Origin of the sequence: Paraburkholderia antibiotica (genome assembly GCF_012927125.1) — a bacterium.
Lineage (GTDB): Bacteria > Pseudomonadota > Gammaproteobacteria > Burkholderiales > Burkholderiaceae > Paraburkholderia > Paraburkholderia antibiotica.
On the sequence record NZ_JABBFZ010000025.1, the window covers coordinates 1 to 15814 of the forward strand.

Sequence of the window (15814 nt, forward strand, 5' to 3'; positions counted from 1 at the left end):
CGGCCTGCTTCAAGATCCCGATGATCTGGCTTTCCGTGAATCTGGACGTTTTCATGCAAAATTTCCTGTCGATCCTGCTGCTAGAAAATTCTACCTTGAATACCCGTTAATTCTCGGGGGGACTACCTCGCCACCGCGAGAAATTCGAGTGAGCTGATGGTGGCACTGGCACAGTCGCCTTGTGATGTGCTGGTGTCGGATTACGTGATGCCCGGCGGTGCTCATGGAGATGGACTGGCGCTTTTCTCATTCATTCGCCAGCATTATCCGAATCTCAAGATCGTCGTGCTGAGCATGCTGGAAAATCCCGCGGCCTTGCGTGTATTGATGCACGCTGGAAATTATTGTGTGTTTAGCAAGGCCGATCCGATCAGCAATCTGACCATCGCCGTTCACGCTGCTTATGCCAACGGCTGCTATCTGTCGCCGCGCATGGTGGCGATCGCGGATTCGCTCAAACTGGGCGCGCGCGGAAGCATGGCCGGCGCTGCGCTGACGAGGCGGGAACTCGAGGTCGTACGCTTCTTCGTATCCGGCATGTCGGTAACCGAAATAGCCGCGTTAATGCGCCGTAGCAAGAAAACGATCAGCACGCAAAAGAGCGCGGCCATGCTCAAACTGGGTATCGAGCGGGATGCCGATCTGGTGCGCTATGGGATGGAGAGTGGTCTGGTGCTGCCCTCGACGTCTGGCAATGCTTCGGAAGATGGCGACGAGGAACTGATGGCCATTTCAAAAATGGCGTGAGGCCGGGTTGTGACTGCGTACGGTTGACGCAGCCTGTAGCGAATATCGGCACGGTCTGAGTTTTTCTGGCAAGCCTATCTGGATGACGTATGAGCGCCGAAAGATAAGCATGGAATATAGGACTTTGCTGAAATTCTTTACTCCAGGTGCATCGTACAATTCAGATATGCGCAGGTCCGGAGAGGGCCAAAAATCCTGCAGGCAGGCGCGGTGCGTCTCCTATTTTCCTTGATTGACCCATGCGTCGCGGCAAGCGGTGGCGTTTCTGCTTTTACGGGTCATACGTCTTTAAATTGATTTGCATATTATCGAATTAAAAATTCGCAGACCGAATTTATTGATTAACGTCGAATCAGAATGAACAATCCGGTTCATCTGGCGACGGACGAGGTGAAATGAAATCGAATCGTGGCGGACCTCAACGCACCCGGCTTCCGGCGTGCCGGTGAGTCCCGCCAGAGTGGCGGGGGAGCACGTGTGAACAAAATAAAAGTAGGTATCGCCGACGATCATCCATTCATTCTATTGGGCGTCGAGCATCTTCTTCTGTCGTGTCCAGACATCGAGGTCTGCTTCAAGAGCGATAACATCCATCAGTTGCTTGATTTGCTGAGCGAAACGCCCGTGGATGTCCTCGTGTGCGACTACGAATTCGAGGGCGATCCTTATGCCGATGGTCTCAATATGCTCGACCGTATTCGGCGCATTGCGCCAGACACGCAGGTCGTGTTTCTGAGTTCGCATTCGTCCGCGTATATCGTTTCCGCTGCGCTCAATGCAGGCGCGGCCGGTTTCGTCGGCAAAGGACATGAAGGCTTCGTCAATCTGGCAACGGCCGTTCGGACCGCTAGAAGCAGGAGCGTCTATCTATCCGATTCGCTGATGGACAAGATGCTGTCCGCTACGGGGCGCGCAACGGAGCGGGGCTCCAACCTCTGCATGTTGTCCGAAAAAGAAGCGACCGTCGTCAGAATGATCTGCGACGGTATGACCATCGGCGCGATCGCCGAGCGGCTGAAGCGCAGTCCAAAAACAGTCAGCAATCAGAAGAATGCCGGCATGAAGAAGCTCGGCGCAAAGAACGACGTCGAACTCGCCACGATCGTGCGCGAGTGGTATGGCTCATAGCGTTTTTCGCGCACTCCCGGCGTATCGGGAGCGCCCCTCGTCTCCTCTTTACACTTCTTTGCAGATCGCTCCACCCGCGCGCCCCAGCGTGGCGTGGGATCGCTTGTCCGTTTGTTCAAAGTGGCTTTCATTTTGGGTATCGGCCCATTAACACCGATCCCCGTCGATGACATCATCTCTCTGCCTTGATGATTGCTGGGTGCCCCGGCTCTACAAGGGTTTGTAGTCCGAAATAGAAGAGGAATGAATCTGATGAAAAAGCAAGTCACGCAACTGATGATCGCGCTGATGGGTATCTCCGTCGCGCCCATGGTTTTCGCACAATCCGCGCCGGGCGCGGGTCAAGTCACGTTTAACGGCCAACTGCTCGACGACACCTGCGTGATCAACGCAGGCGACGACGACAAGACGGTCACGCTGCCGACCCTGTCGTCGCAATCGCTGGCTGCTGCTGGTCAAACCGCGGGTTCGACGATGTTCACCATCTCGGTGTCGAGTTGCCCGTCGGACCTGAAGAACGTTGCGGCGCACTTCGAGACCACCAACATGGACCCGGATACGCGTAACGCCATCAACCAGGCTACCGCAACGCCGGCTTCGAACGTGGAAGTGCAATTGCTCGACCGCGACGGCACCACGCCGATCCTGCTGGGCAGCACCGGTACGTACGTTCCTGTCGCTACCGACGGTACCGCAACGATGAGCTACGGTGGCCAGTACTACGCAACGGACAAAACCACGGCCGGTAACGTGACGGCTGTTGTCCGCTATACGTTGGCCTACCAGTAAGCGAATCAAGTCTGAATGGCCTCGGGTTGTTCCGCTGTCTGGAATAACCCGAGGCGACGTCCTTGCCATTCAGTTGCCTGGAGGGGCGAATGCGCTCAATGAAATTTCCCGTTCTATGGATTGCGGCGGCTATCTGCAGCGTAGCCACGGTTGCCGCACAGGCCGCTATCACCATCACTGGTACGCGCGTCATTTATCCAGCTCAAAACCGCGAAGTGAATGTTCGACTGAATAACGTCGACACCCGGCCGGTACTTGTTCAGGCGTGGCTGGACGACGGAGACGCAGCAGCCGCGCCGAATGAAATCAAGGTGCCGTTTACGTTGCTGCCGTCTGTGTTTCGCGTCGAGCCTCGCCGTGGGCAGGCGTTGCGCATCATGTTCGCAGGCGGCGACATGCCGAAGGACCGTGAGTCCGTTTATTGGCTGAATGTGCTCGAAATTCCGCCCAAGCCTGCAGATGCGGACGAGCGCAACATGATTCAGCTTGCATTTCGCACGCGTATCAAGATGTTCTATCGGCCGGCAACGTTGCTCGACGATCCGACCGCGGCGCGCACGAATTTCAAATGGCATCTCGATTCGAATGACAAAGGTGAGCGTGTCATCCGTCTGGAGAACCCGTCGCCTTACTACGTTTCGGTTGGTAGTGCGGATGTCGAAGCGGGCGGGAAGAAGATTGCCTTGCGCCCGGATATGGCACCGCCGTTTGGACATGTCGATTTGGTGCCGGAAGACGGCAAGCTCGACATCAAAGCGCCTGCAACGATTTCCTATGCGGTCCTGAATGACTTTGGTACTTCAATCAAAGACACGGCTGAACTGGGCAGTGCGCAGAATATAGACGCGCAAAAGAATCAATAATTGGATTACGGTATGGCAGCTGTGCGGAATAATAAGGTGGCAGTTGGATCAGCATTTGGCAATGTCCCGTTCAGATGTCATCCGTTTGCCTGGGCGGCGTTTGTAGCATCGGGGTGGGCGTTTTCCGTGAGTCCGGCGGTTGCCGCATGTTTGTCGGACAGCGGGGGGGCCAATCTCTCCGGCGATTGCGCAGTGCCTGAGTTGCCTCAGCAGTCGCCGCAGCAATCGGCTGCCAACGCAGCCTCCACGCATGCGGAAGCGCCCGTCGCGACGCCGGCTGGCGAGGCGGCTCCGATCGACCCTCCGCAAGAAGTCGAATTCAATCCGGCGTTCTTTACCGGTAATGTCGCGGACCTGTCTCGCTATACCCGAGGCAATCCGGTGGCGCCGGGAACCTATCCGCTTGAGCTGTTCGTCAACGGAAAAAAACGCGGACGCTTCGACGTACTGTTTCAAGCCGTGCCGGGTTCGGAGATTGCCGCCCCCTGTTTCACGATGGCCAATCTCGACCGTGCTGGCATCGATACCAGCCGTATGATCGAGCGGTTCAAGGCGACCGGAAAGAAGGATCTGGACGACGCCGAGCAGGCATTGCTGTGCATTCCGCTGTCGGAGGCGGTGCCGGGATCGACCGCATCGTTCAACACGGCGAATCTGCAGCTCGATGTGTCGGTTCCGCAGCTCGAATTGCGCAAGGAAGCCGCAGGCTATGTCGATCCGTCCCGATGGGACAACGGCATCAATGCGGGCTTCGTGCAATACAGCCTCGCCAGCTATGCGAGTCACCAGAACAATAGCGGCATCGACCTGAACAGCGTCTATCTCGGCCTTCAGAGCGGCATTAACGTTGGCGGCTGGCGTTTTCGCCAATGGTCCACGGTCAACTGGCAGAACCGTTCCGCGGATTCGCACTGGCAAAGCGTCGCGTTGTTCGCTCAGCATGACATCACCGCGCTCAGAAGCCAATTTACGATCGGCGACAGTTCGACGAGCGGCGACGTTTTCGATTCGTTCAACGTGCGTGGCGTGCAGCTTTCCAGCGACGACCGCATGCTCCCGGACTCCATGCGCTCATACGCGCCGGTCGTGCGCGGCGTGGCGGATACCAATGCGCGTGTCACGGTACGGCAGAACAATATTATCGTGGCCGAGACCAGCGTGCCGCCTGGGCCGTTCGAACTGAGTGACTTGCCGGCAACCGGCTATGGTGGCGATCTGCAAGTCACCATCACCGAATCGGATGGCCGTCAAAGAACCTTCCTTGTGCCGTTCGCGTCGGTGACGCAGTTGCTGCGGCCAGGTATTTCACGTTTCAACGTAACGGCCGGTGTTTATCGCGATACGACGCTCGACAAGCATCCGTGGGTTGCCCAGGCAGTTTATCAGCGCGGCCTCACGAATCTGTTGACGGGCTATACCGGTGGTCAGTTTTCGGAGGGCTATTGGGCAGGGCTCGTTGGCGTTGCGTTGAATACACCGGTCGGCGCATTTGCGCTCGACGTAACCGCTGCGGGTGTCAATTTGCCGGGGGTATCGGGTGGTCGCCCGGGTTATAGCACGCGAATCAGCTATAGCAAGATGCTCGCGGGTCCGAACACGAACTTCTCCGTTGCGGCTTATCGCTATTCGACAGCACGCTTTTACAGCTTGCGCGACGCAATCTATGCGCGCAACTTTACCGGAGACAACGCGGATGTCTACAACTACCGTACGCGTAGCCGTCTGCAGTTGAATATCAACCAGCCGATCGGCGAGTCGAGTTCGCTGTATATCGCCGGTAGCTCGCAGAACTACTGGGGGACGTCGAAGGGCTACGATCTGCAGTATCAGGTTGGTTTCAACAGCTCATACAAACGCATTTCCTATTCGCTGTACGCGCAACGCACGCGCTTGCAGGACTCGCACATCAGCACGCAGGTGGGCTTGAATCTCACTATTCCGCTGGGTCGGGTCGATTCGAACAAGCCTCGCATGTTCGACTACGTGACCACGAATCTTTCGCGCAGCTCGAACGGAGACAGTTCCATCCAGGCAACGATGTCGGGCAATTCGCTCGGTGCGACACCGATCAACTACGGTGTCACCGCGTCGCGGATCGTCTCCGGTGACAACCGGGCGGTTTCCGGCGGGGGATATGCGATCTATCGCTCGCCGTACGCGACCCTCAACGGCAACGCGTCGATTGGCAACCAGGCGCGTCAGGCCGCCTTCAATGCCGATGGCGCGGTGGTCATCCATAGTGGTGGCGTTACGCTGAGCCCGCCGCTTGGTCAGGCCTTCGCGCTCGTCGAAGCGAAGGGGGCGAAGGGTGGCCGGATCATCAACGGCCAGGGGGCGCGGATCGACGACAACGGCTACGCGGTGGTGTCGTCGCTGATGCCATACCGCGTCAACACGGTCGCACTCGATCCGAGCGATGTGCCGCTCGACGTCGAGCTGGGCAATACGAGCGAGGAAGTGGTGCCGCGAGCGAATTCTCTCGTCAAGGTGAAGATCGTGACCACGCAGGGCATGCCGATTTTCGCCGAAGTCGACGATCGGCAAGGCAAGGCGTTGCCGATGGGTACCGAGCTATTCGACGAGTCCGATAAATCGGTGGGTATTGTCGGCCAAGGCGGCCTCGCTTATCTACGGGGCCTCGAAGGCGAGGGCAAGCTGCGGGTGCGCTGGGGGAACGGTGCGGCGGAGCAGTGCGTGATGCCGTACAAGATACCGGAGGACGACAAGACGGATAACAGCCAGCATGCCGGGATTGTCGCGCGCATCAAACTGAGTTGCGATCCGACGCTGGTCTGGTCTCCGTCGGCCAAACAGGCAGCGAAACGTTCAGCGGGCTCAGCTCTTGTCAGTTCGCTTCACTGATTTGCGAGCCGCGGCGCCGTGGTGTTCAGGCGCCGCAGTTTCAATGATTGCGCCGACAGTGGAGGTCGGAAAATGAAGAATATAGCGGAATATTTCCGGAAAGTTTGCCAGAAGTGCAGTCGGATGTCTGGCCTGATGTCGGGTTTGATGCTCGCTCTTATGTTGGGCGCGCTGCTTGGCTCGACTAGCGCATATGCGCAGTCGTCGCCTTCCGTCACCCTCAATTTCACCGGCACCTATGTGGCGACGACTTGCCCGCTGGTCAGCTCGCCGGATATGACGGTCACGTTGCCGACAATATCGACGCAGTCGCTGTCGACGGCCGGCGCAGTAGCGGGCGCCACGGTTTTCACCATCACGATGCAATGCGCGAGCGGTGTGACGGGGGCTCGGGTTTATTTTGAAAGTGGTGCTTCAACCGATGCGACGACGGGCCATCTGAATCCGCAGAACACGGGCGATGCTACGTCGGCAACCAACGTACAGGTCATGCTGGCGAATGCCGACGGCTCGCCGATCAAGGTCGGCGACCGGTCGACGATGAAAATCATTCCGATCACGTCCACTGATCCGACGCCTGCGAACTTCATCGCGAGCTACTACGCAACAGGGCGCGCCACGGCCGGCTCGGTGAGTACCTTCGTCACCTATGTCGTCGAAATGCCCTGATGTCGTTCGCGAATATGCGGTGCCTTCATGATGTCTGATCTACCTGTCACGCTGCTGCGCGCAACAACATTGCATGCTGCGCTGCTGTTCAGCGGCGCAGAGATACTCGACGTTCATTCGTGGCGTGCGCGTTGCGGCACGCTGGTCGAGACATTGCGCCAAGGCATGCAGGACGCAAGCTACCCGGCGGCGGACATCGACGAAGTCAGTCTCGTGCAGTGCATGTTACTCGACGACCTGACATTGCGCGTATTGTCGGCACAGCAACGGCCCGAATGGCTGCGCGAGTCTCTACAGGCGCGATTCCATGGTCTGCACGATGGCGCCGCACGCGTCTGGGAGCGGATCGACGTGTTGCTTCGCGACGGCTGTCGGGACCGTGGCTTACTGGAGTTGTATGGCATCGTGCTCGAGTCCAGCTTCGATGGCGGCCGGGGGCATGCCGGCACCAGTCTTCAACGGATGAAAGCGGCACAGTGTCGTATCGAGCGTGGTGAGGAGGCGGAGTCGGCACCGAACCAGACGGTAACAGTTGTCGCGACGAAGAACGTTGCGGTGCCGTCGCGAGTGGTGCGTACTCACTGGATGGCCGGCGTTGTCGTCGTTGCGATGATTGCTGTCGGAGCACTATGGCTCGCGTTCGACACGCATCTCAACGCGGCAATCGGTCGTTTGCCGACAGCAACCGTCGCTCCGGCGGAGTTAGTGCAAAAGGAAGGTGCGTCGTGATTTTCGCAGATCGCTATCGCGCGCCATTGATCTGGATTGCGCCTCTTGTGGCCGGCCTGATATGGCTGTATGTGCCGGCTCGCTTTCAGCCGTGGTGGCCCGTCGTGCCAATCCTGATTCTGTTGGCAGCGTTAGGCGTCGCGGCTCTGGCCGCGTGTGCGCAGCGGCGCGAAGCGCGTATCCACGAAACCATTCAGGCGAACGCGGAGCGTGATCTACCGATCATTCTCGTGGTTGGCCCCTATGCCGGCGCGGTTTTCGAGCAGGACGGGCCAGCATCGATGCGCCGTCATCACGACGGTGCGCTATGGCTGCGTGTCAAAACTCCGGACGAACTCGCGGATTTCATCGCCACGATCAACACGTTGCATCAGCGCTTGCCGGCGGCCGTGCTGATGCCGGTCATACCCGACGGCGACCGTGAGGACGCGGTGCTGCGCCAGGCGTTTTCCCGTTGGCGGCACGAACTCGACAAGAACACTCGCCACCGGGCGTGCGTACTGCCATGCTATCTCGCGATCTACGCGTGTCTCGGCGCAAGCGACGATGTCACCGCAACACCGGTATGGTTTGGCGACACGATCGACATAACAAGCACTCAATCTGCGAGCGCAAATGCGCGACAACACGTGCGCCTGATTCGCCATCAGTTAGATCAGGCCTGGTTTTCGTCTCCGCAAAAAGCGAGTATTACGCACGCCGGGTTGGGGCATGCCGTATTCGACTGGCTCGAGGACGCGGCGTTATTGTCGATCCTCTCATTGCTCGCGAACACCGCGCCATTTTCACTGCGCGGCGTGTTGTTGGCCAATGTCGGGCATTTGTCTTCACGCGCTGGCGCCTGGGCGCGTTGGCTAACCGGCAAGACGAGCTTGCAGCTACCGTCGGCGCGCTCAAAAGCGCTGCCGCTTCCTTTTCCATTGCCTGAGATTGCCGCACATCAAGGAGCAGCGGTGGCCGCGGTGCAGAAAGAGCGGGACAAACCGCATCGCTGGATGCTGCACGCAATGGCAGCGTCAGCCACCGCACTGCTCATATCCGTCGGTATATCGGGGTGGTCGAATAGCCGAATGGTTGGACGAGTGGCGCATGATCTCGACGTCTACGCGCACACGCCTGCTTCCCAGGTGGACGCAAAGCGCGAGCAGGTCGAAACGCTACGTAGCTGGAACGCGAAGCTGGTTCATTACGCGAAGACCGGCATACCTGGTACGCTCGGGTGGGGACTGTATCGCGGCGCTGCGCTGCAGGCCGCGCTCGAACAGACTCTTTCCGCATGGCAGCCGCCGCCCGTCGGAGTGACGATCGACAATCTGTCGCTGTTCGACAGCGGCAAGACGACGCTCAAGCCAGGCGCGGAGCCGAAGCTCCAAGCCGTGCTCGATCTGATTCGCACGAACCCGGACAAGCGGATTCTGATCTCGGGTTACACAGACAATATAGGTATCAGCGCCGCGAACCAGAAGCTTTCCGAGGCACGTGCGCGAGCTATTCGCGATTGGTTCGTCAATAACGCGTCGTTGCCGGTCACGCGCTTTGCGATTCAGGGGTACGGCGACACACGGCCGCTCGTCAGTAATCAGAGCGAGCAGGGACGCGAGACGAATCGACGCGTCGAAATCACGCTCATTCCCGAGTCCGGCACGCATTAAGGGCGTTTCTGCGCGTTGTGGTTGCAGTTTCGTCGCAGAGGTAAGTCTCCATCTCGTTAGTCGATCTGATTAAGCGAATCCATATTTGGGCGGTCGCCCATATCTTTGAGCGAATTAGGAATTTAGTATCACTGAGATGCGGACCGGCTTCTCGTGAGCCTGCCGTATCGCCGCTTCTCCTTTTCATTGAGCGAAATAACGTCAGAGCACTATGCCGGTTTCTAACAGTTCTCAAAAATTCATCGCACGTAATCGTGCTCCCCGCGTTCAGATTGAATACGACGTGGAAATTTATGGTTCGGAAAAGAAGGTCGAGCTGCCCTTCGTGATGGGCGTGCTGGCGGACCTGTCGGGCAAACCGCTCGAGCCGTTGCCCGCCGTCGGCGATCGTAAGTTCTTCAATATCGACATCGACAACTTCGATGAGCGAATGAAGGCACTTAAGCCGCGCGTCGCGTTTGCCGTGCCGAACACGCTGACGAACGAAGGCCAATTGATGGTCGACATCACGTTCGAGAGCATGGAGGACTTTTCTCCCGCCGCGGTTGCGAAGAAGGTGGACGCCCTCTCGCAGCTGCTCGAAGCGCGCACGCAGCTTGCCAACCTGCTGACCTACATGGACGGCAAGAGCGGTGCGGAAGGCCTCGTCAGCAAGGTGCTTCGCGACCCGGCGTTGCTGCAGGCGCTGGCGAAGGCGCCGAAGCCTCAAACGGCAATGGCCGGAGAACCGGCGAATCACGAATGATTCCCGCTTTCCACGCGAAAGCACAGCCTTAAATATTGGGGAAACGATGGGCCAACATCAAGCCAATACGCGCGCCAAGGAAGCGGCGAGCGTAACCAGTCAATCCGATTTCAATACGCTGCTGTCGCGCGAATTCAAACCGAAGACCGAGCGGGCGCGCGAGGCGGTGGAAGGCGCTGTCCGAACGCTTGCGCAGCAGGCGCTGCTCACGTCGGTGACCGTGTCTGACGACGCATACAAAAACATCGAGTCGATTATCGGCGAGATCGACCGCAAGCTGTCCGAGCAGATCAATCTGATTCTGCATCACGAGGATTTCCAGCAACTGGAAAGTGCGTGGCGCGGACTGCACCATCTCGTCACGAACACTGAAACGGATGAAAACCTGAGGATCCGTTTCATGGATGTGTCGAAAGACGATCTGCGTCGCACGATGAAACGCTACAAAGGCGTCGCGTGGGACCAAAGCCCGTTCTTCAAGCAGATCTATGAAGAAGAATACGGGCAGTTGGGCGGCGAGCCGTACGGTTGTCTCGTGGCCGATTATTACTTCGATCACACGCCGCCTGACGTCGATCTGCTCGCATCGATCGCAAAGGTTGCGGCTGCGTCGCACGCACCGTTCATTACTGGGGCGGCGCCTTCGGTCCTGCAAATGGATTCATGGCAGGAACTTGCGAATCCCCGCGATCTGACCAAGATTTTCACGCAAAACCTCGAGTACGCGCCGTGGAACTCGCTGCGCAACTCTGAAGACTCGCGCTACATCGGCCTCGCCATGCCGCGTTTTCTCGCGCGTTTGCCGTACGGCATCAAAACCAATCCGGTCGACGAATTCGACTTCGAAGAAGCGACCGACGGTTCGGATCATCGCCGTTATGTGTGGTCGAACGCCGCGTACGCGATGGCGGTCAACATCAACCGCTCGTTCAAGCACTATGGCTGGTGCACGCTGATTCGTGGCGTGGAAAGTGGCGGCGTGGTCGAGAACCTGCCCTGTCATACGTTCCCGACTGACGACGGCGGTATCGACATGAAATGTCCGACCGAGATCGCGATTTCGGACCGCCGCGAAGCGGAACTGTCGAAGAACGGTTTCATGCCGCTGATCCACCGCAAGAACACCGACTACGCGGCGTTCATCGGCGCGCAGTCGTTGCAAAAGCCGATCGAGTATCACGATCCGGACGCCACCGCGAACGCGAATCTGTCGGCGCGTCTGCCGTATCTGTTCGCCTGCTCGCGTTTTGCGCACTACCTGAAATGCATCGTGCGCGACAAGATCGGCTCGTTCAAGGAGCGCGACGAGATGCAGCAGTGGCTCAACGAATGGGTGATGAATTACGTCGATGCAGACCCTGCGAATTCATCGCAGGAAACCAAGGCACGCCGGCCGCTCGCGGCAGCGGAAGTGGTCGTCGAAGACGTCGAGGGCAATCCCGGCTATTACCAGGCGAAGTTCTTCCTGCGTCCGCATTTCCAGCTCGAGGGTTTGACCGTGTCGTTGCGTCTCGTCGCGAAACTTCCGCTCGTGAAGGAAGCAGCCTGAGCGGGGCGTCGAGCGTTCCTTCCGGAGACCCGGGTCGATGACCGGATCGGGTCTGCGCATTCGCAAACCGAGGTTGGTAACTGAGTTTGTTGACTGAGTTTGTTGGCTGAGCGGCGGACAGGCGCTCATTAAATATGCCTGGCTTCCATTGAGCATCTTTAAAACCATTCACGTACCAAGGAGTAGTTTCATGGCACAAGACATCTTTCTCAAGATCAACGGGATCGATGGGGAGTCGGCAGACGCGAACCACAAGGACGAGATCGATGTCCTGAGCTGGTCGTGGGGCGTTACGCAGCAGTCCAACATGCACGTCGGCTCCGGCGGCGGTGCGGGGCGTGCAACGGTCGAAGACCTCGAGTTCGAGCATTACATTGATCGCGCCACCCCGAACCTGACGCAGTACTGCCTGACCGGCAAGCATATCGACGAAGCGAAGCTCGTCGTGCGCAAGGCCGGCGGCAACCCGCTCGAGTACATCAAGTTCACGATGAACGACGTGCTGGTCACGGCGGTGTTTCCGTCGGGCGTCAGCGACAGCGAATCGCGTCCGCGCGAAAAGGTGCGTCTGTCGTTTGCGCGTCTGAAGCAGGAATACATGGTGCAGAACGCTCAGGGCGGCAGCGGCGGTGCAATTACGGCGACGTTCGACATCAAGAAGAATAGCGCCTAAATCGTACGTCTTCCTGAATTGTGGGTTCGTCGATTGCCGGCGAGCCGCATCACGGTTGTAAGCCAGGATGCCGGGCGGGATGCCGGCATCCTGGTTAATTCATTCAGGGCGACGCGCGAGATCACCTTGACTTCGTCGACGCGCAGGGCTGCGCAAAGCGGTTTCAGATGGCTTCGAACTTATTTTCTCGCTTCGCGACATGGCTACGTATCGTCAGTTGGCTCACGCTGGGTGGCATTGGCCTGTTGGTGAGCGCGTGCAGCAGCACGCCGACTCCGGTCGTCAAGGAGCAAATGAATCTGCGGCTGCGGATCGCCGCCAATGACAGCGTCAATCCGAACGAGTGGGGTAAGGCAGCACCGATCCTGGTGCGGGTCTATGAGCTGAAGTCTGCGACGGCTTTCGAGAACGCTGACTTTTTCACGCTGCAAAGCGACGACAAAAAGGTGCTGGGCGACGATGCGCTGGTGGTCGACGAATTCATTCTGCGTCCCGGTGACCAGCGTGAGATCACGCGCAAGTCGAACCCCGCCACGACGGCAATCGGTGTGCTGGCCGGCTATCGGGATCTCGGGAAATCCGTGTGGCGAGCAGTCTACCGCCTGCCGGGCGCACCCGACGCAGCGTGGTACCGGATGGCCATTCCAGACAAGGCGCAGAAGCTGACGGTCCGGCTGGACCAGCGCGCTGTTTCGATTTCAAAGTCAGATTAATTGCGATGAGTTGGTATAACAAGGTTGTTTGGAGCGAAGGCCTCTTCCTGCGTCCGCAGCTGTTTCAGCAGCAGGAGCGGTATTTCGAATCGCTCGCGCACCGCCGCAGCGCGCCGTTGAGTCCTTTTTTCTGGGGCTTCGGCCGCTATGAAATCGATCAGGAGTCGCTTGCGTTCGGCAAGCTCGTGTTCAAGAGCGGGCTCGGCGTATTTCCGGACGGCACACCGTTCGACGTGCCGGGCCTCACGCCGCCGCCGCCACCGCTCACGATCGGCCCGGAGCATCAGGATCAGGTGATTTACCTCGCCGTCCCGTTGCGTCTGCCCAATACGGAGGAGACCGCATTTGCCGAACAGAGCGGTTCGCTCGCGCGCTACCTTGCGTACGACACGGAATTGCGCGACAGCAATGCGATTGGCCAGGGGCCGAAGCCCGTCCAGCTCGCGAATCTGCGTCTGCGGCTATTGCCCGGGAAGGAGCTGACGCAGTCCTGGATCGGCATCGCGTTGACACGCGTGAAAGCGCTGCATGCGGACGGCGCGGTGTCGCTGTATAGCACCGAACACATTCCGCCCGTCACGGGCTACGGCGCGAATCCGCTGCTGCGCGAATGGACGATGCAGCTGCACGGCCTGGCGAAACTGCGCGCCGACGCTCTGGCAGCCCGTCTTTCCGGCACCGACGGCCGTACAGGCACGGCGGCCGAAGTAGCCGACTATCTGCTGTTGCAGGTGCTCAATCGTTACGAGCCGCTGCTCGAACACATCTGCCGTCTCGAGGAAACCGCGCCGGTCGATCTGTACCGCGAACTCGCGCTGCTGGCGGGCGAACTGTCGACGTTCGTGCGTCCGCAGACCCGGCGTCCGATTCCGGCGCCAGGCTACGACCACGCGCAGATTTATCGCAGCATCAAGCCGCTCGTCGAGGAAGTGCACCATCTGCTGAACCAGGTGCTGATTCGTGGCGCGCAGCCGATTCCGCTCACTGAGCAGGCACACGGCATCCGCATGGCTTCCGTGCTACCGAGCGAGCTTTCCGGTTATTCGAGCCTCGTGCTCGCGGTAGGCGCGCAAATGCCGCCCGAACTGCTGCAGCAGCAATTCCTCGCGCAGACGAAGATCAGCCATCCGCAGCGTTTGCCGGAACTGATCCGCTCGCACCTGCCCGGACTCACGCTGGCGTCGCTGCCGGTGCCGCCGAGGCAGATTCCGTTCAATTCGGGTTTCGTCTATTTCGAGCTTGCGCGTTCGGGCCCGTTCTGGGAGCAGATTGCGCGGCATGGCGGTATCGCGATGCATATTGCCGGGCACTTTCCGGAACTCAAGCTTGAACTGTGGGGCGTGCGTCAAAAATGAGTACAGGTGCATTCGGTGACGACGCATTCGGCTTCCTGACGGAGTCCGCTCCCGCGGGGGCGGGCAAGGAACAGCCCCAGACGGGAGCGGCGGGCCGCCCGGCAATGGCGGCAAGCGTCGACCAGGAGCCGTCTGTCGATCCATCCGCGTTCGATCCGCCGGAAGATCTGTCTACGCGTCTGGAGCGCATGCAGCTTGCGCAGAATCCGCTGCGTGAGGCTGCACAACCGCTGTTGCGCATGCTGGCCGACATGCCGCCGTCGCTCGAATCGCGTGCCGCGGTTGCGGGCCTGCGCTCGCTGCTGGTGCGCGAAGTGAGCGCGTTCCAGAAGGTCTGCGACAAGGCGAATCTGCCCTGGAAGCACGTCGCCGCAGTCCGCTACGCGTTGTGCACCGCGCTCGACGAAGCCGCGAACCGCACCCGCTGGGGTGGCGGCGGCGCATGGGCGGCGCGCAGTCTGTTGATCACGTTCGAGGGCGAGGTCGACGGCGGCGAGAAGTTTTTTCTGTTGATCGGCCGCATGGCGACCGACCCGCAGGAGTACGTCGACGTGCTCGAAGTGCTGTATCGCATTCTGGGCTTGGGCTTCGAGGGACGCTACAGCGTGGTGGTCGATGGCCCGCGTTATCTCGAACAGATTCGTCAGCGCCTGCTCACGCTGATCAGCGGCGCACGCGACACGATGCGTCTCGAACTGTCGCCGCATTGGCGCGGCGAAGCGCCCGGCCGGATGCCGCTCCTGAAAAGCGTGCCGGTGTGGGCGACGGCCGGTGTCGCCGCGTTGGCCCTATTCGCGCTCTTTGCCTGGTACAAGTACTGGCTGCTATCCGACACCAACGCGCTCAACACGAAGATTCTCGCGATCGGCCAGGGCCCGAAGCGCGAGGCGCCGGTGGTGCATCAGCGGCTGCGTCTGTCGGTGCTGTTGAAGAACGAAATCGCGCGCGGCCAGGTAACAGTCGACGAAGACGAGCGTAGCAGCAAGGTCGTGTTCCGGGGCGATTACGTGTTTCTGCCGGGTCAGAGCCGCATCCGTCCGGAACTGGATCCGGTGCTGACGAAGGTCGCGCAGGAGATCGTGCGGGTCGGCGGCAACGTTACGGTAACCGGCCACACGGATAACCAGCCGATTCGTACCGCGGAGTTTCCGGATAACCAGGTGCTGTCGGAACAACGTGCGACGTTCGTCGCCGATTCGCTGAAAGCGCATGGCATGCCTGCGGATCGCGTGATCGCGATCGGCAAGGGCGATACGCAACCCATCGCGGACAACGCGACGGTGGGAGGTCGTTCCCGCAATCGACGCGTGGAAGTCTTCGTCACGCAATAACGGGAAACC

The 15814-nt window shown here is 59.5% G+C and carries 14 protein-coding genes; all 14 read left to right on the top strand.

The window, feature by feature from the left end:
• Positions 1-99 precede the first annotated feature (99 nt).
• The 14 genes from HHL14_RS33870 (at position 100) to tssL (ending at position 15805) form a co-directional block, all read left to right on the top strand.
• Positions 100-747 (top strand): response regulator transcription factor, encoded by a 648-nt coding sequence (locus tag HHL14_RS33870; RefSeq protein ID WP_329601748.1) that lies wholly within the window; start codon positions 100-102, stop codon positions 745-747.
• 477 nt (positions 748-1224) lie between these two features.
• The gene (locus HHL14_RS28410) at positions 1225-1875 is read left to right on the top strand and encodes a response regulator (protein ID WP_169500991.1); all 651 of its coding nucleotides are present in this window, start codon (positions 1225-1227) and stop codon (positions 1873-1875) included.
• Between the two features lie 252 nt (positions 1876-2127).
• The gene (locus tag HHL14_RS28415) at positions 2128-2664 is read left to right on the top strand and encodes a fimbrial protein (RefSeq protein WP_169500927.1); all 537 of its coding nucleotides are present in this window, start codon (positions 2128-2130) and stop codon (positions 2662-2664) included.
• 89 nt (positions 2665-2753) lie between these two features.
• Positions 2754-3527 carry a fimbria/pilus periplasmic chaperone gene (locus HHL14_RS28420; RefSeq protein ID WP_169500928.1) on the top strand — a complete coding sequence of 258 codons (774 nt, stop codon included), beginning with the start codon at positions 2754-2756 and terminating at the stop codon, positions 3525-3527.
• A 12-nt stretch (positions 3528-3539) separates the two neighbouring features.
• Entirely contained in the window at positions 3540-6389 is a 2850-nt protein-coding gene (locus tag HHL14_RS28425; RefSeq protein ID WP_169500929.1) for a fimbria/pilus outer membrane usher protein, read from the top strand.
• A gap of 21 nt (positions 6390-6410) precedes the next feature.
• Positions 6411-7058: a fimbrial protein gene (locus HHL14_RS28430; RefSeq protein ID WP_329601747.1), complete on the top strand. Its 648-nt coding sequence runs from the start codon at positions 6411-6413 to the stop codon at positions 7056-7058.
• A gap of 27 nt (positions 7059-7085) precedes the next feature.
• Positions 7086-7787, top strand: coding sequence for a DotU family type IV/VI secretion system protein (locus HHL14_RS28435; protein WP_169500930.1), 702 nt, complete (start codon positions 7086-7088; stop codon positions 7785-7787).
• Between the two features lie 26 nt (positions 7788-7813).
• A complete protein-coding gene (locus tag HHL14_RS28440; protein WP_230413242.1) occupies positions 7814-9439 on the top strand; it encodes an OmpA family protein in 1626 nt (541 codons plus the stop codon).
• 211 nt (positions 9440-9650) lie between these two features.
• Entirely contained in the window at positions 9651-10184 is a 534-nt protein-coding gene (gene tssB, locus HHL14_RS28445) for a type VI secretion system contractile sheath small subunit (protein WP_169500932.1), read from the top strand.
• A 46-nt stretch (positions 10185-10230) separates the two neighbouring features.
• Positions 10231-11733 carry a type VI secretion system contractile sheath large subunit gene (gene tssC, locus HHL14_RS28450; RefSeq protein WP_169500933.1) on the top strand — a complete coding sequence of 501 codons (1503 nt, stop codon included), beginning with the start codon at positions 10231-10233 and terminating at the stop codon, positions 11731-11733.
• 190 nt (positions 11734-11923) lie between these two features.
• On the top strand, positions 11924-12406 hold the full coding sequence (locus tag HHL14_RS28455; protein ID WP_169500934.1) for an Hcp family type VI secretion system effector: 483 nt from the start codon (positions 11924-11926) through the stop codon (positions 12404-12406).
• A 167-nt stretch (positions 12407-12573) separates the two neighbouring features.
• Positions 12574-13119, top strand: a complete 546-nt coding sequence (tssJ, locus tag HHL14_RS28460) for a type VI secretion system lipoprotein TssJ (RefSeq protein ID WP_169500935.1) — start codon at positions 12574-12576, stop codon at positions 13117-13119.
• A gap of 5 nt (positions 13120-13124) precedes the next feature.
• The gene (tssK, locus tag HHL14_RS28465; protein ID WP_169500936.1) at positions 13125-14474 is read left to right on the top strand and encodes a type VI secretion system baseplate subunit TssK; all 1350 of its coding nucleotides are present in this window, start codon (positions 13125-13127) and stop codon (positions 14472-14474) included.
• Entirely contained in the window at positions 14471-15805 is a 1335-nt protein-coding gene (tssL, locus tag HHL14_RS28470) for a type VI secretion system protein TssL, long form (protein WP_169500937.1), read from the top strand. Before tssK ends, tssL begins: the two co-directional genes overlap by 4 nt.
• Positions 15806-15814 lie beyond the last annotated feature (9 nt).